Raw genomic sequence first — 26,195 nt, 5'->3', positions numbered from 1 at the left:
CGGGCCGTGAGTGTGACAGCGGCTTTCCCTTGCGGCCCAAGTGGCCGATCCCTGACAATATGAGGCCTAGCGCCGTGCCGCGTGGGCCATAGGAGAGACCCTTGCTGTTCGAGAATGACACTGCAGCCGTCACCGGCGGAGATGACGACGCGTCACCAGTGACGGGAACGGGCCTTGCGCGGGCCGCCATGAGGACCCTAGAGGACACCTTCGCGGCCCGTGAACACCGCCCCGGCCCCGACCACCGCGCCGCGCTCCTGCACATCCTCGAAACCTTCGAAGCGATGGCAGACGGCACAGCGGCGGCGAAGGTCTTCCTGGCGTCTCTTGACCCTGGAATTGGCAAGTCGTCTAGCGTTGTCGCGTTCAGCAAAGCGCTAGCCGAGTCTGCAGAGCATCGTAACGTGGGGATGCTGGTTTGCGTTGGCCGCTTGGACGAGGCGCGCGCGCTGCTGGAAGACCTGACCGCCGCCGGGCTTGGTGGTCGTGTCGCCACACGGACGAGCAACGAAGAGCTTAACGCCCTGTCTGGCTGTCCCGCTCCAGAGGCGCAGATACTTGTCGTGACACAGCAGAAGGTGGAGCTGGAGACCCGTCACAGGCCGTTCCAGGCTGCCTCGGTGTTCCATTACCAGGGCCATGCACGGGCCGTGAGGGTCTGGGACGAGGCGTGGTTGCCGGGCGCGCCGATCACGCTGGACCGTGCCGAGCTAGGTCATCTGTTTGTGGTTGCGTCCAGGCTGAACAGCAGGCTTTACGCGGCGCTGGAAGACTTCTTTGTTGACCTCAAGAGCGTTCCGGATGGTGAGCTGATCCGGGTCCCAGACTGGACGACGTTGTCCGGCGTGGAGGAGTCCGAGGTCTTGGCCGGCCTGGAGCGCGGACGTGGCGTCGTTGCCGACCAGCAAAGGCTACTTGCGTCTGCGCTCTTCTTTGTCGCAGGCCGCCAGATCCGGGTGACGCGTGAGCGTTATACCGAACGGGGCGAGGGCCGGGTTCTGATCAGCTACCAGGACACGCTACCCGAGGACCTAGCACCGCTGGTGGTCCTGGACGCTTCAATACGCGTCCGGCAGACATACGAGGATGCAATGGCCTGTCGGGGTGTGGTGGCCCTGCGTTCGGCTGTGAAGGACTATTCGCCGCTGACGGTGCATCTGTGGAAGACCGCCGGCAGCAAGACTGCGTTCCGCAGCAAGGGCGGGGAGCTAGTAGACGGCATGGCGGCTGCGATCCTGTCCAGGCCAACAGAGCGCTGGCTTGTCGTCACTCACAAGAAGGGGCCGAAGGTTGGCGACGTAGCCGGACAGCTTGTGAAGAGACTGCCGGCGGATGTGGCGAAGCTGGTGGACGTGATCACGTGGGGAACGCACATGGCGACGAACACCTACCGCGAGGTAGGCAACGTGATCCTTGGCGGAACGCTGTTCATGCCGGCGTGTCACTATCTCGCCCTGACGCACATGGCCAAGGCGCGTCCGACTGACCTGCATGACTTCGCTAGTCAGGAAGAGGTGCTGAAGACGACGCACGGTGAACACCGCAACCTGATCTTGCAAGCGGCTTGCAGGGGCCGTGTAAGGCAGTCTAACGGGGACCAGTGCCTGCCTATGGATCTTTACCTGATCGCCTCTGCGGCCAGCGCGATCCCGAGCACGTCCAACATGCAGACCATATTTCCAGGAGCGGCGGTTAAACGCTGGTGCCCAGTGGCGCCGAAGCTAGCAGGCAAGGCCCTCGCGGCGTCGCTCGTTCTAGACCGCCTTCTCGCGGACGGAGCCCTGGCGACCGCCGATGGTTTCCTGACTTACGGGCAAATAGCCTCGGTGATGCCGGGGAAGGACGGTGCGGTTAAGCCTATGGCCGTTCGGGATTTCAAGCAGCGGATTGCTGACAGTGACCAGTGGAGAGACCACGTCGCCGCGCTGGGCTTGATCGAGGACTTCCGGGGCGTTGGACAGCGCCATCCGGCGAAGGGTCTTCGCCTGTCGGCGGTGGATGAACTTCCGGACTGGCAGGATGCGGCGGACTGAGCGGGCGTGGATGGGGGGTATTTCCCCAGTAAGAACTCTATGAAGATTTGCACCCCATCGCTAAGTCGTTGATGAAGCTCCTTGGGATTAGGGCGGTGGCGGGGTGACTGTTGAAGGGGCGTGAACGGGCCGTTACGGGCCCGATTTCTGGCTCTTCACAAGCCACCCCGCCGACACTAGGATAAATCCACGGACCTGGGCAGTGCATTAGGCAGACCTACCGACCCGCTGATACACAGGTCGGTAGTTCTGGCGACGGCGCGGCACGGTCACGCCGCCCGTAGGCCCCAGTCCTCCAGCTTGCCAGATACCAGATCGATGATTTGCTGAGCGGCAGCCTTTGCCGTCGCTACTTTTGGCAGCTCGACAGGGTCCGCGTCATAGCTCTGGACGTGCTCGGAGCTGTAACTGCCGTCGCGGTTCCTGCCGAGTAGGAAGGAGATGCCGAAGGCGGGGCCGGCGACCTGCTCTATCGCTAGATACCGATACTCGCCGGCGGTTCCTGGTCCGTTGTGATCAACAACAGTGCTGATGGTGAACCACCCTCTGCGGATGAGGTCTGCAAGCTCTTGTTGGGCTGTCTCAATGTCTGCGGCGGTCAACGTGCCGACGTTATTCGAGTCCTTCATGGATTTCCTGCCTTGGCTAAAATGGTGACAGTGCTGCTGCCAATTCGTTCTGACTGCGCATCGGCAGGAGCGTTATTGTACAAGGTCATAGCCTCGTCAACGTAATTTCAGCGGTGAGTGGCATCGAATTTTGAGCCTGCCAGCAGCGGATGGCGCGGCGGAGATTTCCAAGTTCTTCGCAGGCTTTTCAGGCGCCCTTAACGACCCTCTGAAGCGCGTCCAGGGACAACTTGTGACCATCTGCCGCCAAGGTGGCTTGGATAGCCCTTAGCGGGTGCCCGTCGGCTCGCAGCGCCATCGCCTTGCAGATTACGGCCTGCTGTCCGACCACGGGGACTAGCGACCCGTCCTCCCCGACCATGAAGCCGAACGGGACCTTCCCCCCGAGATACCGACCCCTGCCGCGCTGGTCCTCCTTCACCTGCGACACACGCTCCCTGATCCGATCCCGTTCGGCTTCAGCTACCGCAGACAGGATCGTAAAGACTAGTTTGCTGATGCCATTGCCCGTCACGTCGCCGCCCAGGTCGATCATGTGCAGGCTGACGCCCCGCGCCTTCAGCTCCCCCAGCACACCAAGAGCGTCGAGCGCAGAGCGGAACATGCGGTCGAGCTTGGCAGTGATGACGGTGTCGCCCTGCTTCAGGCCGGCAAGCAGAACCGAACCTTGCGGCCGGTCAATCAGCGGGACGGAGCCCGATACCCCGCGCTCTACGAACATCCTGTCCAGGCTGAGGCCGTGCATTAGGGCATAGCCCGCGATCTGTCGCTGCTGCACGTCGAGGCTCTCGCCTTCCTCTGCCTGGGCTCTGGTGCTCACCCGCGCGTAACCGTAAACCGCCATACCAACCTCTGTCTGCTTGTTCGCTTGCGTCAGACAGAGATAATCATGTTCGGTTCCTATTGCAAGCAGACAAGCTCAACAATTCGCGCGCGCGAGCATCTGCCAGTTGCTGTCAATGTTCCTGGTCTGTTCTACTGCTTCGGCTATGGGCCTAGCGGTAAGGCGTGGAATGACGAGTGCTTCAGCTTTGGCGATCCCGCCGCACGCCAAGCCTAATCCGGAGCCTCTGCACAACGGCAGGCCTCCGGCGCTGCTGACTACCGAAGAAATGTGCGCGGCCATTGCAGCGGCGCTGGAACGGCAGCGTGGGAGTCCCAGACGGGCGCTAGACGCAGTGGCTGCTCGCCTGCTGGCGGCCGAGTTGCGGGGCAGCGGCTACCACCTGGCAAGGCACCCGCCGACCACTGACCCGACAGCGTGACTGACCACCGCATCACCGAGCGCAGCCATCACCTACCGCATCATCAGCACCGCAGCATCACGACGCAGCAACGCGGCGGCGCGCACACGATCTAACCCAGATGCTTTTCGACCCCGTAGGCCCTCCTGAGAGAATTGGTTCAAAGAACCGGGTTGAAGTCGCGGCTGTTGTCGTAGTTGAAAGCCGAGCTTTCTTGACGAGGCAGACCACCGCAAAACTGCCGGCAGCGGCGGACGGGATAGGGGTCCCCCCGTCCGGGGTCGTTAGCAGGCCCCCGACGCCTCGCTCAGGGACCTGTTACAACACCGCCAGGGCCGGCTAGCTAGCCGCCTCCTGTTTGATCACTGGCACGTCGTCGTCGTGTTGTTGCCAAAGGTTTGCCGGGTGCAGGTCGCTGCGGCACCTCCAGGGCCATACATGTGCGTGTAGGTCGTGTTGCCATAGGTCTGCGAGTTACCCGTCAACATCTGACCGCCGACGGTGCCGTTATAATACGACGAGTTGCCGAACGTTTGCTGGTTCATCTGAACTGTCTGTGGTGCGGGTAGGGCGGGCTGGAACAAAGGCGCCGGCGGAGGCGCAGCCGTCTGTTGCGCCTGCTGGTAGAGGAATGCCGCCGCAGCCTGACGGCGTTCGGCCCGCTGATCTTCCTCGTTCGTCCGGCAATCCAGGAAGGCCGTAGTTCCGGCTGTGAACCCTTGCGCTTGGCAGTTGTCCTCGTCCGCCTGCTCTACTTCCTGCGCCTTCTGGTATCCGGCTGTTCCTGGCAGGCAGTCGTCCTCCATCATCCCCATGGCGCAGGCTAGGGGGTGATTTGCGCAGCCGGGAAGGCCCGCCACGAGCAGCAGGGCAAGCAGAGACCGACTACGCCGAACCAGAAGAGCCATAGGACTTGCTCCGCCTCCGCCCCACGCGGCGGGTTGAACGGTTCGTATCTATATCGGAACGGTTCTGTCGTCACGAACTACTGCAGGCGCCCGACGGAGCCGCTGTCGGGCCTGTTAGGTGGCGCGCAAATCAGGCCGTCGGATGCTGGTGGTGTGGCTCTGCTACTGCTCGGTAGCCTCAACAACTGACACACTGGCCTCCTTGCCCTCCTGAGTGGCGCGTATAAGCTGGCTCACCGCCGCCTTCGTCCAGCCAGAACCGCCCCGCAGTCGCGGCACCCCGTTCTCGTTCAACTCCCTCGCCACCTCCGATAGCGTCGCGCCCGCCTCCAGCCTAGGCCGAACCAGTGCCCAGGCGACGGCCCTAGCCGCCCTGGCCTGTTCGGACGCGACTGCACTGCCTCTCGCAGAACGAGCGATCCCGGCTGCAATCAGCCGGTCACTCTTGCCGGCTCGCCCAGCCTCTATCTTCTGCCGCCGTCGAATAGCCTTCTCGCGTTGGCGGTTCTCCCAATCGGCGCGCGCCGCCCTGGCGGCCTCTTCGCGCTGGCGCTCCTGCTCGGCCCAGAAGGCCCGCATCTCCTCCGCGTGGCGCGCCGCCGCCGCCCTCGCCCGCGCAAAGCTGTCAGGAGGAAGAGGCTCAGGGGGAGGTCGGGCTGGTTTTGACGGCGGGGCCCACCCGGCAAGGTCCAAGACGAAATCGGGTGCAACCTGCAGACGCCGCTTCGTGCATGTCGCGATGCCGGCGACCGTGGCCCTTGTCCAAGCCTTCGCCCTTGCCGGCCGCAGACCGATCTTGTCCAGCTCGGCTATGATCGCCTCGTCCAGGAAGTGAAGCTGCCGCATGGTCAGGACGACGTGACCGAGTCGTCGAAGGTAGGCGTCGGAACGTTGCTGCTGGCCCTCTCGCGCTCGGGCGGCCTTCGCGAGTTGCTCGCCGCGCTCATGCAGGGGCAGTTGGGAGACCTTTACGGCCCGTAACGCCAATCGAAGGCGCCGCTCAGCCCGCGCTACCCTCTGCCGGCGCTTGAGGATCAAGCGGGCGAAGGCCCGATTTAAGCAGCCTCCCAGCCGCACAACCCGCTGCCTCTGCTTGATTAGCGTCTCGCGGTCGCGCTCGCGCTGATATTCCTCGGACTCCCTTCGGCGCTCCGCCTGGACGTCGAGGGCTTCGTTCATCTGGTGTGCCTCGAACCAGTCCTCGTTTGGGACCATCCGCCGGCGCCGAAGCCAGAGCCGGACCTCGTGGGTGTCCCAGTGCCTACCGCCGGACGGGTTGAAGAGGCGCCAAGCCGTCAGGGCCGTCGCAATATCCGCCGAGTAATGGCCGCTCTGGTGCAGGCCCTCGATGTGGAGCTTGAGGAGGGGTGCCTGCCGCCTCGCCCGTGCGGCGGGGGTTCTCAAGAGTTTCGGCACGTCGTGCTCCTGCGTCCCGTGCCGCCGCTGCGCTGTTGGAAGAAGGAGCGAGTTGGAGGGACCGTGAACCGGCTACTCGGGCAGCCTGATCGACTCGATTACGCCCCGCAACGCCGCGTCGTCGGGACCCCCCCAGTAGCGGCCCAGCGTCATGCCTTGCCGGCCCTCTATGTGGCCCATGACCACCGAGACCACGTGCGGGGGCTGTCCGGCGTTGATCGCCGCCGTGTCCGCCCAGCGTCTCCACGAGTGAAAATTGACGAGCGACCGTCGGCCGGTTCCGTCTTTGATACCAAGCGTCTCGCGGTATCGTTGAAACTGCTTCCCCAGGGCATCGGTGCGCTCAGCACGATTCGATGTCAGATCGTGGAAGAGGTAGTCTCCCGGAGACTTCCCCGCCGTCCTGCGCTCTACGATGCCGGCCAGCACCGAGTGGATCGGCACCCGCCGCCGCGACGCCGCTGTCTTGCCGGCCCGAATCACGAACATGCCGCCGCAGCAGTCCGCCACCTTCAGCCTGCCGATCTCTTCCCGCCGCATTCCGCTAAGGGCCGCGACCCGCATGAAGTCGTGCAGGATTGGCGTGGCAGAGCCGTTCAGCAGGGCGACAACTTCGGCGTCTTTGAACGGCCGCTCCTTTTCCTCGTCGCCTCCTCCCGCCCTCTTCGCGGGTGCCTGCTCCAGCCACGGATTTGGCCGCTCGAAAGGAACGCGGGCTTTCCGCCGCAGCCACCACCAGTAGGTCGATAGGCTCGAAGCTATCTTGGTGATGGTCTTCGCGGCCCGGCCCGACTGATGCAGGTGTTCAGACATGAACCGTCCCGCCGCCCGCCGGTCCACCGCCTCCAGCGTCGCCGGTAGCTGGGCTTTGGCGAGCCACTCCCCCAGCTCCTTCACGGCCCGCCGATGGTCGCCCTTCGTGCGTTCTTTGAACGCCCCGTGCTGTCCTCCCTCGGCCAACCAGGTCTCCAGGTGAAGACTCAGCGGGGTCGCCGCGCCGGTCGCCAGCCCATCGAAGAGTTTTGCGGCTGCGGTGTCCAGGGCGCGGAGTTGTTCTGAACGCTCGCTGATCAGGTCCCGAACGAAGTCTTCCGGGTCCTCGTGGTCCGCCAGCCCCTTCGGCTCTTCCCCGCGACGGGCGGCCTCTATCGCCTCGCGCCACGCCATCGCCTCGCTGACAATCGGGTCGCCGGCCTTCTCGGCACTGGCATTGGCGATCTGGGCTTTCAGCGCCGCAAGCACCGGCCAGCGCCTCGCCTGCGCCGTGGTCAGGCTTCGCGTTCCCAGCGACTTCCGCAGCCGCTTCCGGCCGACCGCCGCGCGCAGGCTAGGGGGAATCTCTACGACGCAATACCAACCCTGACGACGCTGTTCGAGATAACGACTGTCCGCCATCCGCCTGGCTCCTGCCCCTCACGTGCCCCCTCACGTTCTACCCCTCACATTGGGAGGGTGCAACGGCAGTTTCGAGCCATTCTGCGGTCTGTTTGGTGCCGGAATGGACAGTCCCACTCCCTCCGCCAGTGGAATTAGGGCAGAGCCACTCGCTCCGGATGGCGTGCGCGGCCGCGAAGGGTAGCACCCCGCCTTCACTCCTTACTATCGATGGACAGTATTGCCACGCGAGTTCCCCTGGCTTTATGCTGACCAGTAAGAGCCTGTTTCAAAACGCCTGATGCTGGATGAGAGCGGCTCGTAGAGCCGCGGCCGGCGCGACTTTTCGAGCACCGCAGCGCAGCGGCCTACTGGCCGTGAGCAGCGGAGCGCAAGAAAGGCGCGTCGGATCGCCAGTAGCAGGCGTTTTGAAACAGGCTCCAATAAGAAGTGCACCGGGACGGAAAGTGGATGGACGTTGATCCCAAAGTGCAGACCGATCAAGTCGAACTCCTGAGACTGACCAACATCAGCAAGGATTACGGCGCAATACGCGCGCTGTCCAACTTCGCGCTGACAATAAAAGCCGGCGATGTCGTCGGATTGATGGGCGACAATGGCGCGGGAAAGTCCACTCTCGTCAAGATTATAGCCGGCAATTTCCACCCGACCCACGGAACCATCCATTTCGACGGGCAGGAGCACCGTTTCGACAGGCCGCTCGATGCGCGGTCGGTCGGCATCGAGGTCGTCTATCAGGACCTCGCACTGGCCGATAACGTGAGCGCGGCCGCAAACGTGTTCCTGGGCCGCGAAATGGTACGCAAGATCGGGCCGTTCTCGTTCCTGGACCACAGGGCGATGAACACGCGGGCCCGTGCCTTGTTCGAGGAACTGAAGTCCGAGACCCGCCCGCGCGATCTCGTGAAGCAGATGTCGGGTGGTCAACGCCAGGCTGTTGCCATCGCCCGCACCCGGCTGGCAAATGCCAAGCTTGTTCTGATGGACGAACCCACGGCCGCGATCTCGGTCCGGCAGGTTGCCCAGGTGCTCGACCTCATTCGCCGGCTCCGGGATTCCGAAATCGCCGTCATGCTGATCTCGCACCGCATGCCGGACGTCTTCTCGGTCTGCGACCGGGTCGTGGTGCTGAGGCGTGGCGAGAAGCGGGCCGACAAGCCGATCCTGCAGTCGAGTCCGGAAGAGGTCACGGCACTGATCACCGGCGCCAAGGAATATGCCTGATGTCGGAGAGTGTCAGCCAAGCGGTAACCTTCGACAATATCGGGAGCGTGCGGTGGTACCGCCGCGGCGCGTTCGCGACGCAGACAGCCTATGTCGGGATCGCGTTCATCATCATCACCTTACTGGTCGCGATCTTCACGCACCGTTTCCTGTCCTACGGAAACCTGCTCAATACCTCGAAGAACTTCAGCTATATCGGCATCGTGGCGCTCGGATCGACCCTGGTGATCATCACCGGCGGGATCGATCTCTCGGTCGGCTCGGTCATGGGGCTGGTGGCTGTCATGACCGCCATCCTGATGAAGGTCCTGTCGGCGACAATGCTCGCCGGCATTCCCTACGCGGTGATGATCGTCTCCGCGGCCGGCGGCATGGCGATCGCCGCCGTGGTCGGGCTCATCAACGGCCTGCTGATCGCGAAGGTCAGGCTCTCGCCCTTTGTCACGACCCTGGGCATGCTCTCGATCTGTCGCGGTGTCACCTACGTGATCACCCAGGGCCGCGGCCAGGCGCCGACCGGTCCGTATGTCGACACGTTCTATAACCTGTCCGACGGCAAGGTCTTCGGCATCCCGGTGTCGGTGGTCTATCTCCTGGTGCTGGCAGTGCTCATGGGCGTGGCGCTGCGCCACACCCGGTGGGGACGCTATGTGTTCGTGCTGGGCGCCAACGAGCGTGCCGCACAGCTGACCGGCGTGGCCGTCGCGCGCGTCAAGATGTCGGTCTATGTGCTTTGCGCCCTGAGCGCCGGGTTGTCCGGCATCCTGATTGTCGGCTGGCTGGGCTCGGCCCCCGCCAACCTTGCAACCGGCTACGAACTCAAGATCATCGCCGCTTCGGTGATCGGCGGCGCGGATCTGGCCGGCGGCGTCGGCGGACCGGTGGGCGCGATCCTCGGCGCTGCCCTGATCGAGGTGATCCGCAACGGGCTCGCGCTGTTCGGCGCCGATACCTACTGGGAACAGACCTTCGTGGGATCGATCATCATCCTGGCCGTCCTGGTGGACAAGATCCGTACGCGGCAACCCGAGTAGCGGCCCGGATCCTGGACTGAATCAAGTAATCAAGAACTGGGAGACTTCCAAATGAGAACAATGCTTCTGGCAGCCGTTGCCGTTACCGCGATGATGGCGACCGCGCACGCCGCGGACGCCTACAAGTTCGCCCTGATCCCGAAGGGCATGGACAACCCGTATTTCGACCTGTCGCGCAACGGGTGCATGGCGGAGAGCACCAAGCTCGGCAACGTGACCTGCATCTACAAGGGTCCGGCGACGCACGAACCCGCCACGGAAGTCCAGATCATGCAGGACTTCGTCACCCAGGGGGTCGACGGGATCGCCGTCTCGGTCGCGGACGCAGACTCCGTCATCCGCGTGATCAAGCAGGCGCGTGACGCCAACATCCCGGTGATCACGTTCGATGCCGATGCCGTTAAGTCGGAACGGCAGGCCTATGTCGGCACCGACAACAAGGAGATGGGCCGGGAACTCGGCCGCCAGCTCATCAAGCTGCACCCGCAGCCCAGCAGCTTTGCCACCCAGTCCGGGGGGCCTGCAGCTGCCAACCTCAATGATCGTCTCGCCGGGCTGTATGAGGTCTTGAAGGGTGCCGGGTGGAAGGAGGTGAAGGGTTCGCCCTCCTTCTGCAATGACGACGCGGCCCTGGCGGACCAGCAGCTTTCCGATTTTGCCACCGCCAATCCCGACATCGGCGCCATCATCCCGGTTGGCGGCTGGGCGCTGTTCGCGCCCAAGGCCTACAAGGCGTTTGTCGATGCCAACATGGACCGCGTCAAGGCCGGCAAGTTTCCCCTGGTGATGGCCGATACGCTTCCCGTGGAACTCCAGCTGCTGAAGGACGGATACGTGCAGACGCTGGTCGGCCAACGCCCGTTTGAAATGGGCCAGAAGGCCATGGAGATCCTCCTGGCCCTGAAGAAGGGCGAGAAGGTCGCAACCGTGAACATGGTCGGCCTCGATGTCGTGACCAAAGGCAATGTCGACAAGTTCCTGAGCGCGTCGCGATAACCCGCACGTCCCGACAGCAATGGGCATCCGGGGAGTGTCTCACTCCCCGGCGAGCGCGCGCTCGATCCTGGCGGCGGTTGCCAGCAGCATCGCGTCCTCGTGCGGTCGCGCGATCATCTGCAGCCCCAGCGGCAACCCGGCTGGCCCGTGTGCGAACGGCAGCGTCAGGCTCGGGCAGCCCAGCAGGGTCACGAAGCGGTTGAAGACCGGATCGCCGGTGGATCCGAACGGCACCGCCTCCCCGGTTGCCGACGGCGTCAGCAGCACTTCATGCCTGCCGAACAGCCGGTCGAAATCGAATTCCCATCGTGTGCGCAAGGCTGCCCGATAGTCCTGCCCGGACGGAGGCGCCCACGAGAGCAGGTCACGCAGCGGTGCCGAAACCGCCTCGCGGTGCTGCAACCATTCCGTCGCCAGGTCGCGTGCCATCTCGAAATGCATGACCGCGAGATGGCACGCGTCCAGCGAAGCGGGTGGCGACGCCACCTCGGCTGCCCCGAGGGCCGTGACACCGGTCAGGAACGCGTGCCGCATCGCCGAATCAGCCAGCTCCCAGTGCACGGTCCGGCAGAAGCCCAGGCTGCTGGCGGGACGGGAGCGGGCGTCGCCGCCAAGCGCCAGATGCATCCGCCATGTCGTCGCGACGTCCCGCGTGAGCCAGCCGACGGTGTCGAGAGTCGGTGCCGAGGCGGCAACGCCGGCCAGCCCGAAGCGGCCATGCGTCGGTTTGTAGCCGACGATCCCGCAGAAGGCGGCCGGACGCGCGATCGACCCCGCGGTCTGCGTGGCCAGCGCCGCATCGACATGGCCGTCGGCGACCGCGGCGGCCGAACCGCTGGAGGACCCGCCGGGCGAGCGGGAAAGATCGAGCGGATTGCGCGTCGCCGCCGGCTCGAGGAACGCGAACGGCGTGGTCACGGTCTTGCCGAGAATGATCGCGCCGAGCGCCTTCAGCCGCGCCACGATGGCGGCATCGACGAAGGCCGTGCGGTCCCGGAAGATCGGGCTGCCGAGGCCGCAAGGCAGGCCGCCGACATCGATGATGTCCTTGACGCCGATCAGCAGGCCGCCCAGCGGCGCGGCACGGTCCAAGGCTGCAGCCTGCCGACGCGCACCCGGCGCGTCGACACAGGTCCAGGCGCGCAGATCGCTGTCCCGCCTGGCAATGAGCGCAAGCGCGTCCGCGACACGCGCGGACAAGGTCACGCAGACGCGTCTCGCAGCAGATGCTTCGCGACCTTGCAGATATAGGTATATTTCGGATTGACCATTTGCGTGCAGCGCGCCTCGGCGATCTGGCCGAGAAACAGGTAGGCCTCCGGCTCGGTGAAGCCGTACTCGTCGGCCAGCCAGTAGATCATCTCCTGGAAGGCGATACGCATCGCATCCTCGAGCGGCCGGGCGCAGCCCAGCGTCGCGATATGCGTCGCGGTCTCGATCCTGGGCCAGGTCAGGCGCTTCGGCTTGGGGATGAGCGCCACGCTCAGCGTCACGCGCGCGCCGATTTCGGTCGCCCCCATGCCGACGCATTCGCCGTCGCCCTGCAGGGCGTGGCAGTCGCCGACATAGAGGCCGGCACCGTCCTGGTGCACGTCGAAGGTGACGGTGCTGCCCGGGCCGATCTCCTGCACGTCGAGATTGCCCCCATGCACGCCGTTATCGACGGTGAGCACGCCACCATGCACCGGCGCCACGCCGAGCACGCCGACCATCGGGTGGATCGGCAGCTTCCTGGTCTCGCTCCAGTGCACCACGCCGTCCGAGACACGCATCGCCCGCGTGTGGTGGCCGAACTCCTTGTGCCTGACCCAGTCGGGAAACATGCCCGAGCCGGGGAACAGCGCGGTGTAGCCGATCTCGTCGAGCTCCATCGCATGGATGGTGACCGCGAGCGCGTCCCCCGGCTTGGCTCCCTCGACAAAGAGCGGTCCGGTGGCTGGGTTGACGAACGGAAAGCGCACATTGGCCGACGTGATCCGCGACTCTGTCGAGGTGATCACGCCCGCGTTGCAGTTGATTTCGCACTCGACGCGTATCGTCTCGCCGGGCCGGATCGTCCCGATCCGCACCTCGCCGCTGGCCAGCGCGTATTTGAGGTTGCCGTCTTTGCGTATGGTGTGGGTCATCGGATGGCTTTCTATTCGTAGCAGTCAGGAGAGATCGTGGCGCCAGGGAAGCAGCAGCCGTTCGACGCGGGTGACCACGCCGGACAGGACAAGGGCGAGGAACACCGTCGCCACGAGTTCGGCAAACACTGCGGAGATCGCATACAGGCTGCCCGACTTGAAGATCTCGTGGCCGAGCCCCTGCGTCGAGGACATGAACTCGCCGACAATGGCGCCGACCAGGGCGAACCCGACGGTCAGCTTCAGGCCGGCGAAGATGTCCGTCATCGAGGCCGGTACGACCAGCAACCGGAAAACCTGCGACCGACGCGCCCGCAGCGACAGCATCAGGTTGATCTGGTCGGGATCGACGCCGAGTGCCCCTTTGTAGGCGATGATGATCGAGACGACCACGACCGACAATGTCGACATGGCGACCTTCGAGGCGAAGCCGGTGCCGAACCAGATGATGGTGATCGGCGCCAGCGCGATGATCGGGATGGACCCGAGTGCCAGAATGAACGGCTGCAGCACGTGCGAGACGAAGCGCGAATACCAGAGCAGCAGGCCCAGCGTGGTGCCGATCACGTTGCCCAGCGCAAAGCCGGCCAGGGTTTCCAGCGCGGTCGTCCTGAAGTCCGTCCACAGCGATCCGTCGCGACCGGCGGCAACGAGGGCGTCGGCAACGCCCGCCGGCGACCCGTACAGGAAGGCACTCGCGGCGCCGGTCGCGGTCTGCCATTGCCAGACACCGATGATGGCGGCGAAGCAGAGCATCTGGCAGACGACGATCTGCAGCCGGCGCAGCCTGCGGGCCCGCACGGCCTCCGACGCGCGGCTGCGGCGGCCGGCGTCAACGGATATCGAGTTCGGTCCAGATCTGTCGGACATGATGCGCGAACCCCTTGCTCTCGCGGAGTGCGATGAGATTGCTGCGGTCGCCCTGCAGCTCGATCAGATGCTCGGCGACGATCGTGCAGGGCCGTCGCGACAGCACCAGGACGCGATCCGACAGGCTGACCGCCTCTTCGACATCGTGCGTGATGAGCAGCAGCGCGCGGCCCAGTTCACGGGCCAGCCGGAGCGTGTCGCGCTCGATCAGGATCTTGGTCTGGAAATCGAGCGCCGAGAACGGCTCGTCGAACAGCAGCACGTCCGGCTCGGGTGCCAGCGTGCGCGCCAGGGCCACGCGTTGCCGCATGCCGCCGGACAGCGTCGACGGGTAATGGCCGGCGAACTGCCCCAGCCCGAGCTGGTCGAGCAGGGCCTGGGCGCGCCGCCTGTTGGCAGCCCGCGTGCCCCCTTTCACCTCGAGCCCGATCATGACGTTCCCGAGCGCGGTGCGCCACGGCAGCAGCAGATCCTTCTGCAGCATGTAGCCGACGCCCGGCGGCACGCTGCCGATCTCGCGCCCGTCCCAGAGCACCGCGCCGCGGGTCGGCGCGATGAGGCTGCAGAGCAGGTTCAGAAGCGTGGTCTTGCCGCAGCCGGACGGCCCGACGAGGCTGACGATCTCGCCGCGCGCCAGCGAGAACGAGATCGACCGGATGATTTCGAGTTCCGTGCCGTTGTCCGAGAGGAAATCCTTGCCGAGGTCGCACGCCTCCAGCAGCATCCGGCCGCCGCTGGATCGGTGCAACGGCCTGCTCAGCTTGCGGCGGCCGTTCAGCTTGCGGCGGCCTTTCTGGCGAACGAGTTGTCGACGATCTGGTCGAACGTCGCCGTTCCCTTGATGTTCTTCAGATAGACCTGCATCTTGATCAGGTTCGCCCATTGCGCGCGGTCGACGACGATGGACTCCGACGGGATCCGGTATTTCAGCTCGGTGTCGATCGCACTGTCGATGACGCTGCCGGAAAGCTGCGGGAATTCCAGACGGGCGACCTGCTTGGCGTAGGCCGGATCGCTGTAGGTCCGGTGCATCGCCTCCTCGAAGCCGTTGCACAGCGACTGGATGATGTCCGGGCTGGCCGCCACGGTCTGGTTCAGCACCATGATCCCGGTATTGCAGAACGGGCCGATCGCGTTCGAGAAGTCGAACACGATTCTTGCACCCTGCGACGCCGCCTGGGCGACGCCCGGCTGGTAGGCAATGGCGACATCCGCCTGGCCCGCCAGCATGGCGCCGATCTCGGTGCCGGGGGTGACCTGGATGATCTGCACGTCGGTGCCGATCACCAGTCCCGCCTGTGTCAGCAGGCGCTTGGTGACGCTGTAGTTGGTGTTCGGATCCGGCGAGGTGACGATCTTCAGGCCCTTGAACTGCACCGGATCGGTGATCGGCTTGAGGGTCCTGGACACGCCGAAATACTGCGCCCGCTGCACGACGCTGCCGACCACCTTGCCGGGACCGCCGCGCTCGACGGAGATCGGCACCATCGTCGGGTCGCCGATACCGAACAGCGCCGATCCGCCGAGCACCGCCGCGAAGGCCTGGGTGTCGCCACCGGCCGCGGACACGTTCAGGCGGATCCCGTGCTTCTCGAAGGTGCCGGCATGCTGGCCGACATAGAGGTCGATATAGCCGAGATTATGCACCGCCTCCACGAAGGCCACGTCGCGAACCGCGGCGCGGGCGAGGCGAGGTGCTGCCAGCACGCCGAGTGCGGACGCTCCCGCGAGCTGCAGGGCGTTGCGACGCGAGATGGTCTGGAAAGGCTGTCCGGTCACCGTTGAAACTCCGCCCTCTTGGCAGGCACCGAGGCTGCAAGGCATGTGCCAGCCTCATCCGGCTGTCGGCTTCCATCCCGGCGCCCGCGTCGCGGGCAGACGGTGACCATGCATTGTGCATAATGCATGAAACTCGGGGCCTGGAGCCCGGGTCGCAGGCTGCGGTATCAGACCCGACCGGAGTCCGAGGGTCCTGGGATGAACATGGCGAGCAAGCGTCCGCAGACCGCCCGGCAATACGTGGTGGGCGTGCTGCGGACCGAGATCCTGAAAGCAACCCACGAGGCCGGCACCAGGCTCCGTCAGGAGGAGGTCGCGGCTCGCCTGGGTGTCAGCACGACCCCCGTGCGCGAAGCCTTTCGCGACCTGCTGGCCGAGGGACTGATCGAGCTGGACACGCATCGTGGCGTGCTGGTGCGCGGCCTCACCCTCACCGATGTGCGCGAGCTGTACGAGCTTCGCATCCTCCTCGAGCCGAGGCTCGCGCTGAAGGCCGTGGCCTTCGCCTCGCCGGCGCATCTGGATGCGGCGGCGACGACCCATCGCCAGCTCTGCGACGAGCAGGAACCGGAGCGCTGGGCCGCCCTGAACGTGATCTTCCACCGCGAACTGACCGCGCCCGCGCCCGAGGGCCGGCTGTCCAGGATCGTCGAGAGCCTGGCCGCCGCCGCGGGCGCCTACGTCACGCTCTCGATGCACGCGACACCCGAGCTGATGGCGCTCAACAATGCCGACCACGCGGAGCTGCTGCGTCACTATCGCGACGGCAACGCGGAACGGGCCGCACGCAAGACGGCGCAGCATCTCGAGCAGACACTGCTCGCGATCGAGCAGGACGTGCGGACGCGGTCGGTGTAGCCGGGTGGTGCGAAAGCAAGGCCAAGGGCTTTGCCCCCTCGATCCGCTTCGCGGCTCAAGCCCGTCAAAGGCAAGCCTTTGAAATCCCTTCTTTTAAGAGAGCGGGTCTGGGGCCTCAGGCCCCAGCGGGTCAAGGGCGGAGCCCTTGCGCCTGGTGTTTCAGGAGCCTGCTAGAACACGGCGTGATCGCCGCGCTCGGGCGGCGTTCCTCCCGCCATCAGTGTCGCGTAGAACCCGGACAACGTCTCGGTCCCGGTCGAGGGCGTGGCAGCCGCGTCATAGCGGCCGGTCTCGGGATTCAGCACCAGCATCGATTCCGTCGCGTAGTAGCGACCGATCCGCGCCAGCTCCGCCTTGTCGGCGAGCGCCGGCAGCAGGCGGCCGGGGGCGGCCAGCGCCGCGATGATGATGTCGAGCAGCGCCACCGGCACCTTGCGGAAGCGATGCTTCCGGCCCGCCAGCGCGAACAGCAGCTCGCCTTGCTGGCGCGGGGTGATCGCGTCCCCGGGGCCGCCGATCGGCAGCACGCGATTCCAGCGTCGATCGTCGTCGAGGCAGTCCGCGAGATAGGCGGCGACATCGCCGTCGCTGATCGGCTTGCATGCTGTCAGGGCGCCGTCGCCGAACAGCAGGAACGGCCGGCCACGCCTGACGCGCTCGACCTGTCCGGACAACGACTTGAAGAAGGCGGTCGGCCGGACGATCGACCAGGTCAGGCCGGACGCCACCAGGGCGGCCTCGAACGCCAGCTTGGCATGCTGGAACCCCAGCAGCGGCTTCTGCACGCAGATCGCCGACAGCAGGACGAAATGGCTGACACCGGCGCTTTGCGCTGCGTCGAGCACATCCACATGCGCCTGGTGGTCGACGGCCCAGGCATCCGCAGGCGCACCGGTGCGCGATGCCATGCACGACACCACCGCGTCGAAGCGTTCGCCGCGAAAGCCGTCGCGGGCGATCCCGGCCGGGTCGGACATCGCGACGATGCGAATCTCGGCGCCATCGACGGCCGGCGCGCGGTCCGGACGCGGACGCACGAAACACACCACCTCATGCCCGCGCAGCAGCAGCGCCCGCCTTGTCGCCCGGCCGATGGTGCCGGTGGAGCCGAGCAGGCAGACCCGAAGAGACATATTCGCCCCTAATCCACGAATTTTCGCAGTGTTTTATGACGATGGCCTCGCCTGATCGCGCATGAAGGCCGAGATGTGTCTGCGCCGTAAATAGCACTTCGCGCTGGCGGTAGTTGCACGATCAACTGTGGCATGTGATGGTCCATCCCGCCTGCCGGCTTGCGGGCGGTCGGGCGCGGCATTCGGGAGAGCTGAAATTGGGTCTCGCAAACGCTCCCCTTGCCACGGCCAGGCGTCCGCCGGCAACGCTGCTGCGTACCGACGCCGAGGCCATCGAGGCCGCCCGTTCCCTGGCACCCGTGCTTGCGGAAGGCGCCGTGCAGCGCGATCGCGACCGGATCCTGCCACGCGCGGAACTCGACCTGTTCTCCGCCAGCGGGCTGTGGGGCATGACGGTGCCGCGTGCCTATGGCGGCGCCGGGGTCTCGTTCGAAACGGTGTCGGAGGTCATCGCGATCATCTCCGCAGCCGATCCCTCGATCGGCCAGCTGCCGCAGAACCATCTCGGCGTGGTGGAGGCGCTGCGTGTCACCGCGAACGAGGAGCAGAAGCGGCGATACTATGCGGGGGTCCTGCAAGGCCTTCGCTTCGGCAACGCGTTCTCGGAAGCCGGCAGCCGCAACGCCGGCACCTTCGACACCCGGCTGGTCGCGGACGGCGACGGCTACCGGGTCAGCGGCCGCAAGTTCTATGCGACCGGCGCGCTGTTCGCCGACATCATTCCCGTCGCGGCCACCGGCGACGACGGCCACGTCTATCTGGTGTTTGCCGATCCCCGGGCGCTGGGCCTCACGATCACCGATGACTGGTCGGGCTTCGGCCAGCGCACCACCGCGAGCGGCAGCGTGTCGCTGGAGGACGTGCGTGTCGCGGCAACCGACATCGTGCCGGCGCATCTCGGCTACGACCATCCCTCCGCGAACGGGCCGGTGTCGCAGATCATCCAGGCGGCGGTCGATCTCGGCATCGCGCGGGCGGCCATCGGCGACACGATCCACTTCGTGCGCACCCTGTCGCGGCCCTGGATCGATAGCGGGCAGGACCGCGCCGCGGACGATCCGTACACGATCGCGGCGATCGGCGACCTGCAGATCCGCCTGCACGCGGCGGAAGCGGTGCTGGCCATTGCCGGTCGTGCCGTCGATGCGGCGATTGCGGACGCGACCATTGCCACCGTCGGGCACGCCTCGCTCAAGGTGGCGGAAGCCAAGGTGCTGACCACCGAGATCGCCGTGCTGGCCGGCAACAAGCTGCACGAGCTGGCCGGCACGCGGTCCGTGCTCGCCGCGTATGGTCTCGACCGTCACTGGCGCAATGCGCGCACCCACACCCTGCACGATCCGGTACGCTGGAAATACGCCCTGGTCGGCAACCACGCGCTGAACGGCGCACTCCCGCCGCGCCACGCCTGGGTCTGATCGCGATGGCTGACACCGCACCGGCCCGGCGCGAGATCCTGCTCAACGCCTTCGACATGAACTGCGTCGTGCATCAGTCGCCCGGCCTGTGGCGCCATCCGCGTGACCGCGCCGACCGCTACGTTGATCTGTCGTACTGGATCGATCTCGCCCGCACCCTGGAGCGCGGAAAATTCGATGCGCTGTTCCTCGCCGACGTGCTTGGCGTCTATGATGTCTATGGCGGCAACACCGACACCGCTTTGCGCGAGGCGACGCAGGTGCCGCTGGGCGACCCGACCCTGCTGGTCTCCGCGATGGCGGCGGCGACCGAGCATCTCGGCTTCGGCGTGACCTGCACGCTCTCGTACGAGCCGCCCTTCACCTTTGCGCGCCGCATGTCGACGCTGGACCACCTGACGCGCGGACGGATCGGCTGGAACATCGTCACCGGCTATCTCGACAGCGCGGCGCGCGGTGTTTCGGGGGACGCGCGCCAGAAGGGCCACGACACGCGCTACGCCGTCGCCCACGAGTATCTCGACCTGGTCTACCGGCTCTGGGAGGAAAGCTGGGAGGACGGCGCGGTCCTGCGCGACCGCGCCAGCGGCGTGTTCACCGATCCGGCGCGCGTGCATCGCATCCGCCACGACGGCGAGCATTTCCGGCTCGATTCGATCCACCTCTCGGAGCCCTCGCCGCAGCGCACGCCGGTGCTGTTCCAGGCCGGCACCTCAGGCAAGGGCCGGGATTTCGCCGCACGCCACGCGGAATGCGTGTTCATGGCGGCGCCGAGCAAGGCCGTGGCAGCCGGCTACGTCTCCGACATCCGGCGCCGCACTGCCGAGACCGGCCGAGGTGCTGACGCGGTCCGGATCTTCAACCTCACCACCGCCATCGTCGGCCGCACCGATGCCGAGGCGCGCGAGAAGCACGCGGACTATCGCCGCTATGTGAGCCACGCCGGCGCACTGGCCCTGATGTCGGGTTGGACCGGCATCGACTTCTCCGCCTACGACCTCGACGAGCCGATCCGCTATATCCGCAACGAGGCGGTGCACTCCGCCGTCGAGAGCTTCACGACGGCCGATCCGGACCGCATCTGGACGGTGCGCGAAGTTGCCGAGTGGGTCGGCATCGGCGGCTTCGGGCCGCTGCTGGTCGGATCGGCCGCGACCGTCGCGGACGAGATGGAAGCCTGGATTGCCGAGACCGGCATCGACGGCTTCAACCTGGCCTACGTGGTGACGCCGGAGACCTTCACCGACATCGCCGACCTCCTGGTGCCCGAGCTGCAGCGGCGCGGTCGCTACAAGACCGAATACCGTCCGGGCACGCTGCGCGAGAAGCTGTTCGACAACGGCCCTCGCCTCGCCTTGCCGCATCCCGGCGCCGCGCGGAGGCACCCGGCGTGACGCACATCATACGCGACGACGCCGAGGCGATCGCCGTCGCGCGCACGCTCGCCGACGAGTTCCGGCGCGAGGCCGCAACCAGGGACCGCGAGCGTCGCCTGCCGCGCGACGAGATCGAGCGGTTCTCGCAGAGCGGCCTGTGGGCGATCACCGTGCCGCGCGAGTACGGCGGCGCCGGAGTGGCTGCCGGGACGTTGGCCGAAGTCACCGCACTGGTCTCTGCCGCCGATGGCAGCCTCGGACAGATCCCGCAGAACCATTTCTTCGTCGTCGAGGCGATCCGCCTTACCGCCACCGCGGAGCAGAAGCGCCACTGGTTCGGACGTGTGCTGGACGGCGAGCGCTTCGGCAACGCGCTCAGCGAGACCGGCACCAGGGACGTGCACGACTACCGCACCACGCTGCGTCGCGAGCGTGGACGGCTGCGCCTCGACGGGCGCAAGTTCTACTCGACCGGGGCACTGTTCGCGCACACGATCGCCGCTCTCGCCAAGGACGCCACTCTTTCCAGGGCGGGAGACGACCGGATCGTATTCGCCCTCGTCGATCCGGCGACGCCGGGGGTGGCACTGCACGACGACTGGACGGGCGTCGGACAGCGTACGACGGGCAGCGGCACGACGGTTTTCGAAGACGTGACGGTCGATGCGGCGAACGTGATTGCCTTCGGCGACGCCTTCGAGCGTCCGACCCCGATGGGACCACTCGGGCAGATCATCCATGCGGCCGTCGATATCGGCATCGGCCGCGAGGCGATCGCCGAGACCATCGATTTCGTGCGCCGCCATGCGCGCCCCTGGATCGATAGCGGGGTCGAGCGCGCGTGCGACGATCCCTACACGATCGCGCAGGTCGGCGAGCTGGTCATCCGGCAGAACGCGGCGGAGGCGCTGCTGGCGCGGGCCGGCCTGCTGGTCGACGCGGCGACGCGCGAGCCGGACGAGGAGACGGTCGCGCGCGCCTCGGTCGCGGTTGCCGAAGCCAAGGCGCTGGCCACCGAGGCGGCGCTGAATGCGGCGAACCGGCTGCACGAGCTCGGGGGCACCCGCTCGACGCTGGCGGTGCACGCCCTCGACCGGCACTGGCGCAACGTGCGCACCCACACGCTGCACGACCCGGCGCGCTGGAAATACGCCGCCATCGGCAACTACCACCTGAATGGGACGAAGCCGCCGCGGCACGGCGCGCTGTGACGGCAGCGCTCGAGATGCGCGGGCTGGTCAAGAGTTTCGGCGCGACCCGCGCGCTGGACGGCGCCGATCTCGTCGTCAGCCGGGGCAGCGTGCACGGGCTGATCGGGCAGAATGGCGCCGGCAAGTCGACCATCGTGAACATCCTGAACGGGCTGGTGATCCCTCAGAAGGGCACGATCGCGATCGACGGCGAGCCGGTCGGGGCCGCTTCCCCGCGTGCGATCGAGCGGCTCGGCGTCACCATCATCCACCAGGAGCCGCTGCTGGTGCCCGGCTTCACCGTCGCCGAGGCGTTGTTCCTCGGCGACGAGCCGCGCATGGCGCGCCCGCTCGGGGCGCTGGTGTCCTGGGGCAGCATGCGCCGGCAAGCCGAGGCGGCCATCGCGCGGCATTTCGGGTTGCGGCTGCGCGGTGACGAGCCGGTCGATACGCTGGGCGCCGCCGAACGGCAGGTCGTGCAGATCACCCGCGCGCTGCTCAGGCAGCCGCGAGTGCTGGTGTTCGACGAGCCGACCGCGTGCCTGGTGCGCTCGGAAGCGGATCGCCTGTTCGCCATCATTCGGCAGCTGCGCGACGCGGGCACCGCAGTGGTGTACGTGTCGCATTATCTCGAGGAGGTACGCGACCTCTGCGATGTGGTCACGGTGCTTCGCAACGGCCGCAACGTGGGTACCCTCGATCCGCGCCGCAGCACGGTCGCCAGCATGGCGTCGCTCATGGTCGATCGAGACATCGGCGAGATGTATCCGCAGCGCACCGCGAAGCTCGGGGCGCCCGTGCTCGAAGTCCGCTCGCTCGGCAAGGACCGCGCGTTCGCCGATATCTCGTTCTCGCTGCACGTAGGGGAAATCCTCGGCCTCACCGGCTTGATCGGGTCCGGCGCCAAGGAGCTGGTGAACTGCCTGTTCGGCCTGTCGGCACCCGATCGCGGCAGCATACTGCTGCGCGGAGAGCAGGTGACGCTGCGCACCCCGGGGGACGCGGTGCGGCACGGCATCGGCCTGGTGCCGGAGGACCGGCGCCGGCAGGGCGTGGCGCTCGATGCGTCGGTGGCCGAGAACACGACGCTGCCGAGCCTCTCGCACCTGATGCGGAATTTCCTGATCGACCGGCGTGCGCAGCGCAGCGCGGTGGCCCGGCTGATCGCGCGCCTCGCGATCCAGACGCCGGGCCAGGACGCGCCGGTCGCGGCACTCAGCGGCGGCAACCAGCAGAAGGTGGCGCTGGCGAAGTGGCTCGGCGCCGGGGCGACGGTGTTCCTGCTCGACGAGCCCACCGTCGCCGTCGACGTCGCGGCCAAGGTCGAGATCTACCGGCTGCTGGCCGAACTGGCGGCGGAGGGTGCCGCGGTGCTGCTGCTGTCGACGGACCTTGCCGAACTGCAAGGGCTCGCCGACCGCGTGCTCGTCATGCACCGTGGGCGCCTCGTGCGCGAGGTGCCGGGGAACGAGGCCACCGCCGACGCGCTTCTGTCGGCCGCCTCCGGCACAGCCAGACGCGCAGCATGAGGTCCGAGGCCATCGGCCACGCGTCGCCTGGTCTGGCCCGCAGGCCGGTCGCAAGACGGCGCCCGGCGACGCGCACGCTGGTGCGGGCGGCGGCCCTGGTAACGCTGGCGCTTGCGGTTGCGGCCTTCTCGTTTGCGGCACCCGGCTTTGCCACCGCGACCAACCTCGCCAATGTCGTCGAGCAGTCGACGGTGCTGGCCCTGCTCGCCTTCGGCATGACCATCGTGGTGATCGCCGGTGGCCCGGACGTCGTGCGCGGCGGCATCGACCTGTCGCTCGCCGCCAATCTCGGGCTGTGCAATGCCGTCTATGCGTCCCTCTCGAACGCCGGCACCGGCGACATCGTCGCGTCCGGTCTCGCGGTCGGCGTCGGCGGACTGGTCGGCATGGTCAACGCCGCCGCCGTGACCGGCTTCGGCGTGCTGCCGCTGCTGGCGACGCTCGCCACCATGAACGTGTGCACCGGCGCCGAGCTGGTGATCACGCAGAACACCGTGCTCACCACCAGCTCGCCGCTCCTCGGCTTCATCACCAGCACCTCCGCGCTCGGCCTTTCGCTGACCGACTGGATCCTGGTGGCGGCCACCGCCATGCTCCTCTTCGTCATGCACGCAACGCCGGTGGGACTGCGCCTGCGCGCCGTGGGCGGCCACCATCGGGCCGCGCGCGCGGCGGGACTGCCGGTGCGGGCGATCGGCGCCGGCGCCTATGTCGCAGCCGGCCTGCTGGCCGGTCTCGCCGCCATCGTGCAGGCGGCGCGGCTGTCCGGCAGCTCGCCCGGATCGGGCGACATCCTGCTGTCGGTGGTGCTGACCAGCCTGCTCGGCGTGGTGTTCTCGCGCCGGCTGCAGCCCAGCATCGGTGGCACCCTCGTCGCCGTGCTGTTCATCGGCTGCCTGGTCAACGGCTTCCAGCTGGTGAACGTCTCGAGCTACTGGGTGAACGGCATCGAGGGCGCGCTGATCCTCTCGGTGGTGGCGCTACGCTCGGCGGTCCAGCGTGGCGGCCGGCGGCCGGCGGCGGAGGCCGCGTGATGTCCGCCACCGCGTCGCCGTCCGCGCCAGGCCGCTTGGCGCGGGCCGTCCGCGTCGTGCTGCCGGTCGTCATGCTGGCGCTCGTCGTCGTCTTCGCGCTCGCCTCGCCGACGTTCCGGACGCCGGGCAACCTCGTCCATATCCTCGTCAACGACGTGACACTGGCCGCCATCGCCGCACTCGGGATGACCCTGGTCGTCTGCACCGGCGGCATCGACCTGTCGGTCGGCACCGCGGCGGACCTCGCCGCCATGGTCTGCGCGATCACCGTCTCGGCGGGCGGCGGCGTCGCTCTGGCGGTGGCCGGCGGCGTCGGTGCGGCACTCTGCGTCGGCCTGCTGAACGCGATCCTCATTGCCGGGCTCGGCATCGCGCCGTTCCTGGCGACCCTGGGCGTGCTGTTCATCGGCGAGAGCGTGCAGCAGCTTGCCACCAACGGGGGCGCGCCGATCTACATCGTCTCCGACTTTCCACCGCTGCTCGACCGGCTGGCGCACGGCACGGTCCTGTCCGTCCCGGCGCCGCTGCTCCTGCTGTGCGCGGCGGCGGCGCTCACCCGGCTGCTGCTGGCCCGCACCGCCTACGGACGGCGGGCCCGCGCGATCGGTGTCGGACCCGCCGTGGCGCGCTATTCCGGCGTGCCGGTGCGACGCGTGCTGTCCGTGACCTACATCCTCTCGTCGCTGCTGTGCGGGATCGCCGGCCTGCTGCTGCTCGCCACCGTCCGCTCCTATGTGCCGATGTCCGGCAATGCCTTCCTGCTCGACGCCATCGGCGCGGTGTTTCTCGGCACCACGATCAGCCATGACGCGCGCCCGAACATCGGCGGCACGCTGCTCGGGGTGCTGCTGTTCGGGGTGCTGAGGAACGGGCTGCTGCTGGTGGGCTGGAACTTCTACTGGCAGCAGGTCGCGATCGGCCTGCTCGTGCTGCTGGTGCTCGCCGCCAGTTTCGGCGCCCGCCGCGCCCAGCAGGAACAATGATCTTCAAGGGAGACTCCGCGATGCACTTCCGACAGCTCCGCTCGGCGTTGCTTGCGACCGTGGCGTCCGCGTGCTGGACCGCCGCCGCATCCGCGCTGGCGCAGGCACAGGTGCCGAGCCTGCAGGGCAAGCGGGTCGGCATCACGGTGATCGGCACCGAGCACACCTGGGACCTCAAGGCCTATCAGGGCCAGATCGACGAGGTGAAACGCCTGGGCGGCACGCCGATCACGCTCGATGCCGGGCGCAACGACAGCCGGCAGATCGGCCAGATCCAGACGCTGATCGCGCAGAAGCCGGACGTGATCATCGAGCAGCTCGGCAACGGCCCGGTGCTGCAGCCCTGGCTTGCGAAGATCAGGGCGGCCGGCATCCCGCTCTTCACGGTCGACACCGTGTCGCCGTCGAGCCTCAACGACACCACCTCGGACAATTACGGCATCGGCGAGAAGCTGGCTTTGCAGATGGCGAGCGACCTCGGCGGACACGGCAGGATCCTGGTGTTCAACGGGTTCACCAGCGTTCCGGTCTGCGCCATACGCTATGACGAGCTCCGGCTGGTGCTGAAGGCGTTTCCCGGCATCACCATCGTGCAGCCCGAGCTTCGCGACGTGATCCCCAACACGGTGCAGAACGCCTACGCGCAGATCACCGACATGCTGGCGAAATACCCGAAGGACGGCGACGTGTCGGCGGTCTGGTCGGCATGGGACGTGCCGCAGGTCGGCGCCACCCAGGCCATCGCCGCGGCACACCGCGCCGGCATCAGGACCTACGGCGTCGATGGCAGCCCGGACGTGGTCAAGATGGTCGCCGATCCGGCCTCGCCGGCGGCCGCGGTGGTCGCGCAACAGCCTACCGTGATCGGACGCACGGCGGTCGACAACGCCGCGCGCTACCTCGCCGGCGACCGGAGCATCCCGGCCTATACCTTCATCCCCTCGGTGCTCGTCACCAAGGCGAATGCGGCGGAGGCGGCGAAGGCTATCGGCCAGCGCGGCTGAGTGCCGGCACGGGGCT

General features: G+C 66.9%; 23 protein-coding genes. 12 read left to right on the top strand and 11 right to left on the bottom strand.

Features of this window, described 5'->3' with window-relative positions:
* Nucleotides 1–101 precede the first annotated feature (101 nt).
* Nucleotides 102–2,033, top strand: coding sequence for a hypothetical protein (locus tag ACQY4O_RS18755; protein WP_428377969.1), 1,932 nt, complete (start codon nucleotides 102–104; stop codon nucleotides 2,031–2,033).
* 269 nt (nucleotides 2,034–2,302) lie between these two features.
* Here the strand turns inward: ACQY4O_RS18755 and ACQY4O_RS18750 are convergent, their stop codons facing one another.
* From ACQY4O_RS18750 to ACQY4O_RS18730, 5 genes are all read right to left on the bottom strand, one after another.
* Nucleotides 2,303–2,662, bottom strand: a complete 360-nt coding sequence (locus ACQY4O_RS18750) for a hypothetical protein (protein ID WP_428377968.1) — start codon at nucleotides 2,660–2,662, stop codon at nucleotides 2,303–2,305.
* 187 nt (nucleotides 2,663–2,849) lie between these two features.
* Nucleotides 2,850–3,506 (bottom strand): recombinase family protein, encoded by a 657-nt coding sequence (locus tag ACQY4O_RS18745; RefSeq protein ID WP_428377967.1) that lies wholly within the window; start codon nucleotides 3,504–3,506, stop codon nucleotides 2,850–2,852.
* 762 nt (nucleotides 3,507–4,268) lie between these two features.
* The gene (locus ACQY4O_RS18740; RefSeq protein ID WP_428377966.1) at nucleotides 4,269–4,715 is read right to left on the bottom strand and encodes a hypothetical protein; all 447 of its coding nucleotides are present in this window, start codon (nucleotides 4,713–4,715) and stop codon (nucleotides 4,269–4,271) included.
* 261 nt (nucleotides 4,716–4,976) lie between these two features.
* Nucleotides 4,977–6,230 carry a hypothetical protein gene (locus ACQY4O_RS18735; RefSeq protein ID WP_428377965.1) on the bottom strand — a complete coding sequence of 418 codons (1,254 nt, stop codon included), beginning with the start codon at nucleotides 6,228–6,230 and terminating at the stop codon, nucleotides 4,977–4,979.
* Between the two features lie 72 nt (nucleotides 6,231–6,302).
* Nucleotides 6,303–7,625: a DUF6538 domain-containing protein gene (locus ACQY4O_RS18730; protein ID WP_428377964.1), complete on the bottom strand. Its 1,323-nt coding sequence runs from the start codon at nucleotides 7,623–7,625 to the stop codon at nucleotides 6,303–6,305.
* A 429-nt stretch (nucleotides 7,626–8,054) separates the two neighbouring features.
* On the opposite strand from ACQY4O_RS18730, the gene ACQY4O_RS18725 reads away from it, so the two are divergent.
* From ACQY4O_RS18725 to ACQY4O_RS18715, 3 genes are read left to right on the top strand one after another with little or no spacing between them, the layout of a single operon-like run.
* Nucleotides 8,055–8,849 carry an ATP-binding cassette domain-containing protein gene (locus ACQY4O_RS18725; RefSeq protein ID WP_428377963.1) on the top strand — a complete coding sequence of 265 codons (795 nt, stop codon included), beginning with the start codon at nucleotides 8,055–8,057 and terminating at the stop codon, nucleotides 8,847–8,849.
* Nucleotides 8,849–9,883: an ABC transporter permease gene (locus tag ACQY4O_RS18720; protein ID WP_428377962.1), complete on the top strand. Its 1,035-nt coding sequence runs from the start codon at nucleotides 8,849–8,851 to the stop codon at nucleotides 9,881–9,883. The genes ACQY4O_RS18725 and ACQY4O_RS18720 overlap by 1 nt, the downstream gene beginning before the upstream one ends.
* A 51-nt stretch (nucleotides 9,884–9,934) precedes the next feature.
* Nucleotides 9,935–10,879: a sugar-binding protein gene (locus ACQY4O_RS18715; protein WP_428377961.1), complete on the top strand. Its 945-nt coding sequence runs from the start codon at nucleotides 9,935–9,937 to the stop codon at nucleotides 10,877–10,879.
* A 39-nt stretch (nucleotides 10,880–10,918) separates the two neighbouring features.
* Here the strand turns inward: ACQY4O_RS18715 and ACQY4O_RS18710 are convergent, their stop codons facing one another.
* Genes ACQY4O_RS18710 through ACQY4O_RS18690 form a run of 5 tightly spaced genes read right to left on the bottom strand, consistent with a single transcriptional unit; the run spans nucleotide 10,919 to nucleotide 15,654 of the window.
* Nucleotides 10,919–12,085 (bottom strand): amidase, encoded by a 1,167-nt coding sequence (locus ACQY4O_RS18710; protein WP_428377960.1) that lies wholly within the window; start codon nucleotides 12,083–12,085, stop codon nucleotides 10,919–10,921.
* On the bottom strand, nucleotides 12,082–13,005 hold the full coding sequence (locus tag ACQY4O_RS18705) for an acetamidase/formamidase family protein (RefSeq protein ID WP_428377959.1): 924 nt from the start codon (nucleotides 13,003–13,005) through the stop codon (nucleotides 12,082–12,084). The genes ACQY4O_RS18710 and ACQY4O_RS18705 overlap by 4 nt, the downstream gene beginning before the upstream one ends.
* A 24-nt stretch (nucleotides 13,006–13,029) precedes the next feature.
* Nucleotides 13,030–13,806 carry an ABC transporter permease gene (locus tag ACQY4O_RS18700; protein WP_428377958.1) on the bottom strand — a complete coding sequence of 259 codons (777 nt, stop codon included), beginning with the start codon at nucleotides 13,804–13,806 and terminating at the stop codon, nucleotides 13,030–13,032.
* A gap of 31 nt (nucleotides 13,807–13,837) precedes the next feature.
* Complete coding sequence (locus tag ACQY4O_RS18695) at nucleotides 13,838–14,623, bottom strand: ABC transporter ATP-binding protein (protein ID WP_428377957.1); 786 nt, start codon at nucleotides 14,621–14,623, stop codon at nucleotides 13,838–13,840.
* A 26-nt stretch (nucleotides 14,624–14,649) separates the two neighbouring features.
* A complete protein-coding gene (locus ACQY4O_RS18690) occupies nucleotides 14,650–15,654 on the bottom strand; it encodes an ABC transporter substrate-binding protein (protein ID WP_428377956.1) in 1,005 nt (334 codons plus the stop codon).
* Between the two features lie 198 nt (nucleotides 15,655–15,852).
* On the opposite strand from ACQY4O_RS18690, the gene ACQY4O_RS18685 reads away from it, so the two are divergent.
* Nucleotides 15,853–16,512, top strand: a complete 660-nt coding sequence (locus ACQY4O_RS18685; RefSeq protein ID WP_428377955.1) for a GntR family transcriptional regulator — start codon at nucleotides 15,853–15,855, stop codon at nucleotides 16,510–16,512.
* Nucleotides 16,513–16,682: 170 nt separating this feature from the next.
* Here the strand turns inward: ACQY4O_RS18685 and ACQY4O_RS18680 are convergent, their stop codons facing one another.
* Nucleotides 16,683–17,645 (bottom strand): NAD(P)H-binding protein, encoded by a 963-nt coding sequence (locus tag ACQY4O_RS18680; protein WP_428377954.1) that lies wholly within the window; start codon nucleotides 17,643–17,645, stop codon nucleotides 16,683–16,685.
* Nucleotides 17,646–17,842: 197 nt separating this feature from the next.
* Between ACQY4O_RS18680 and ACQY4O_RS18675 the strand changes: the two genes are divergently transcribed.
* The 7 genes from ACQY4O_RS18675 to ACQY4O_RS18645 are packed head-to-tail and all read left to right on the top strand — an operon-like array spanning nucleotide 17,843 to nucleotide 26,179.
* On the top strand, nucleotides 17,843–19,063 hold the full coding sequence (locus tag ACQY4O_RS18675) for an SfnB family sulfur acquisition oxidoreductase (protein WP_428377953.1): 1,221 nt from the start codon (nucleotides 17,843–17,845) through the stop codon (nucleotides 19,061–19,063).
* 5 nt (nucleotides 19,064–19,068) lie between these two features.
* On the top strand, nucleotides 19,069–20,457 hold the full coding sequence (locus ACQY4O_RS18670) for an LLM class flavin-dependent oxidoreductase (protein WP_428377952.1): 1,389 nt from the start codon (nucleotides 19,069–19,071) through the stop codon (nucleotides 20,455–20,457).
* Entirely contained in the window at nucleotides 20,454–21,650 is a 1,197-nt protein-coding gene (locus ACQY4O_RS18665) for an SfnB family sulfur acquisition oxidoreductase (RefSeq protein ID WP_428377951.1), read from the top strand. Before ACQY4O_RS18670 ends, ACQY4O_RS18665 begins: the two co-directional genes overlap by 4 nt.
* Complete coding sequence (locus ACQY4O_RS18660; protein WP_428377950.1) at nucleotides 21,647–23,158, top strand: sugar ABC transporter ATP-binding protein; 1,512 nt, start codon at nucleotides 21,647–21,649, stop codon at nucleotides 23,156–23,158. The genes ACQY4O_RS18665 and ACQY4O_RS18660 overlap by 4 nt, the downstream gene beginning before the upstream one ends.
* Nucleotides 23,155–24,192 (top strand): ABC transporter permease, encoded by a 1,038-nt coding sequence (locus ACQY4O_RS18655; protein ID WP_428377949.1) that lies wholly within the window; start codon nucleotides 23,155–23,157, stop codon nucleotides 24,190–24,192. Before ACQY4O_RS18660 ends, ACQY4O_RS18655 begins: the two co-directional genes overlap by 4 nt.
* On the top strand, nucleotides 24,192–25,175 hold the full coding sequence (locus tag ACQY4O_RS18650) for an ABC transporter permease (protein ID WP_428377948.1): 984 nt from the start codon (nucleotides 24,192–24,194) through the stop codon (nucleotides 25,173–25,175). The genes ACQY4O_RS18655 and ACQY4O_RS18650 overlap by 1 nt, the downstream gene beginning before the upstream one ends.
* 20 nt (nucleotides 25,176–25,195) lie before the next feature.
* Complete coding sequence (locus ACQY4O_RS18645) at nucleotides 25,196–26,179, top strand: sugar ABC transporter substrate-binding protein (protein ID WP_428377947.1); 984 nt, start codon at nucleotides 25,196–25,198, stop codon at nucleotides 26,177–26,179.
* The last annotated feature ends 16 nt before the right edge of the window (nucleotides 26,180–26,195 follow it).

The sequence above is a fragment of the Lichenicoccus sp. genome (assembly GCF_965277665.1).
Taxonomy (GTDB): Bacteria; Pseudomonadota; Alphaproteobacteria; order Acetobacterales; family Acetobacteraceae; genus Lichenicoccus.
Note: the sequence above shows the minus strand (reverse complement) of the source record. Positions and strands in the feature narration are given on the sequence as shown.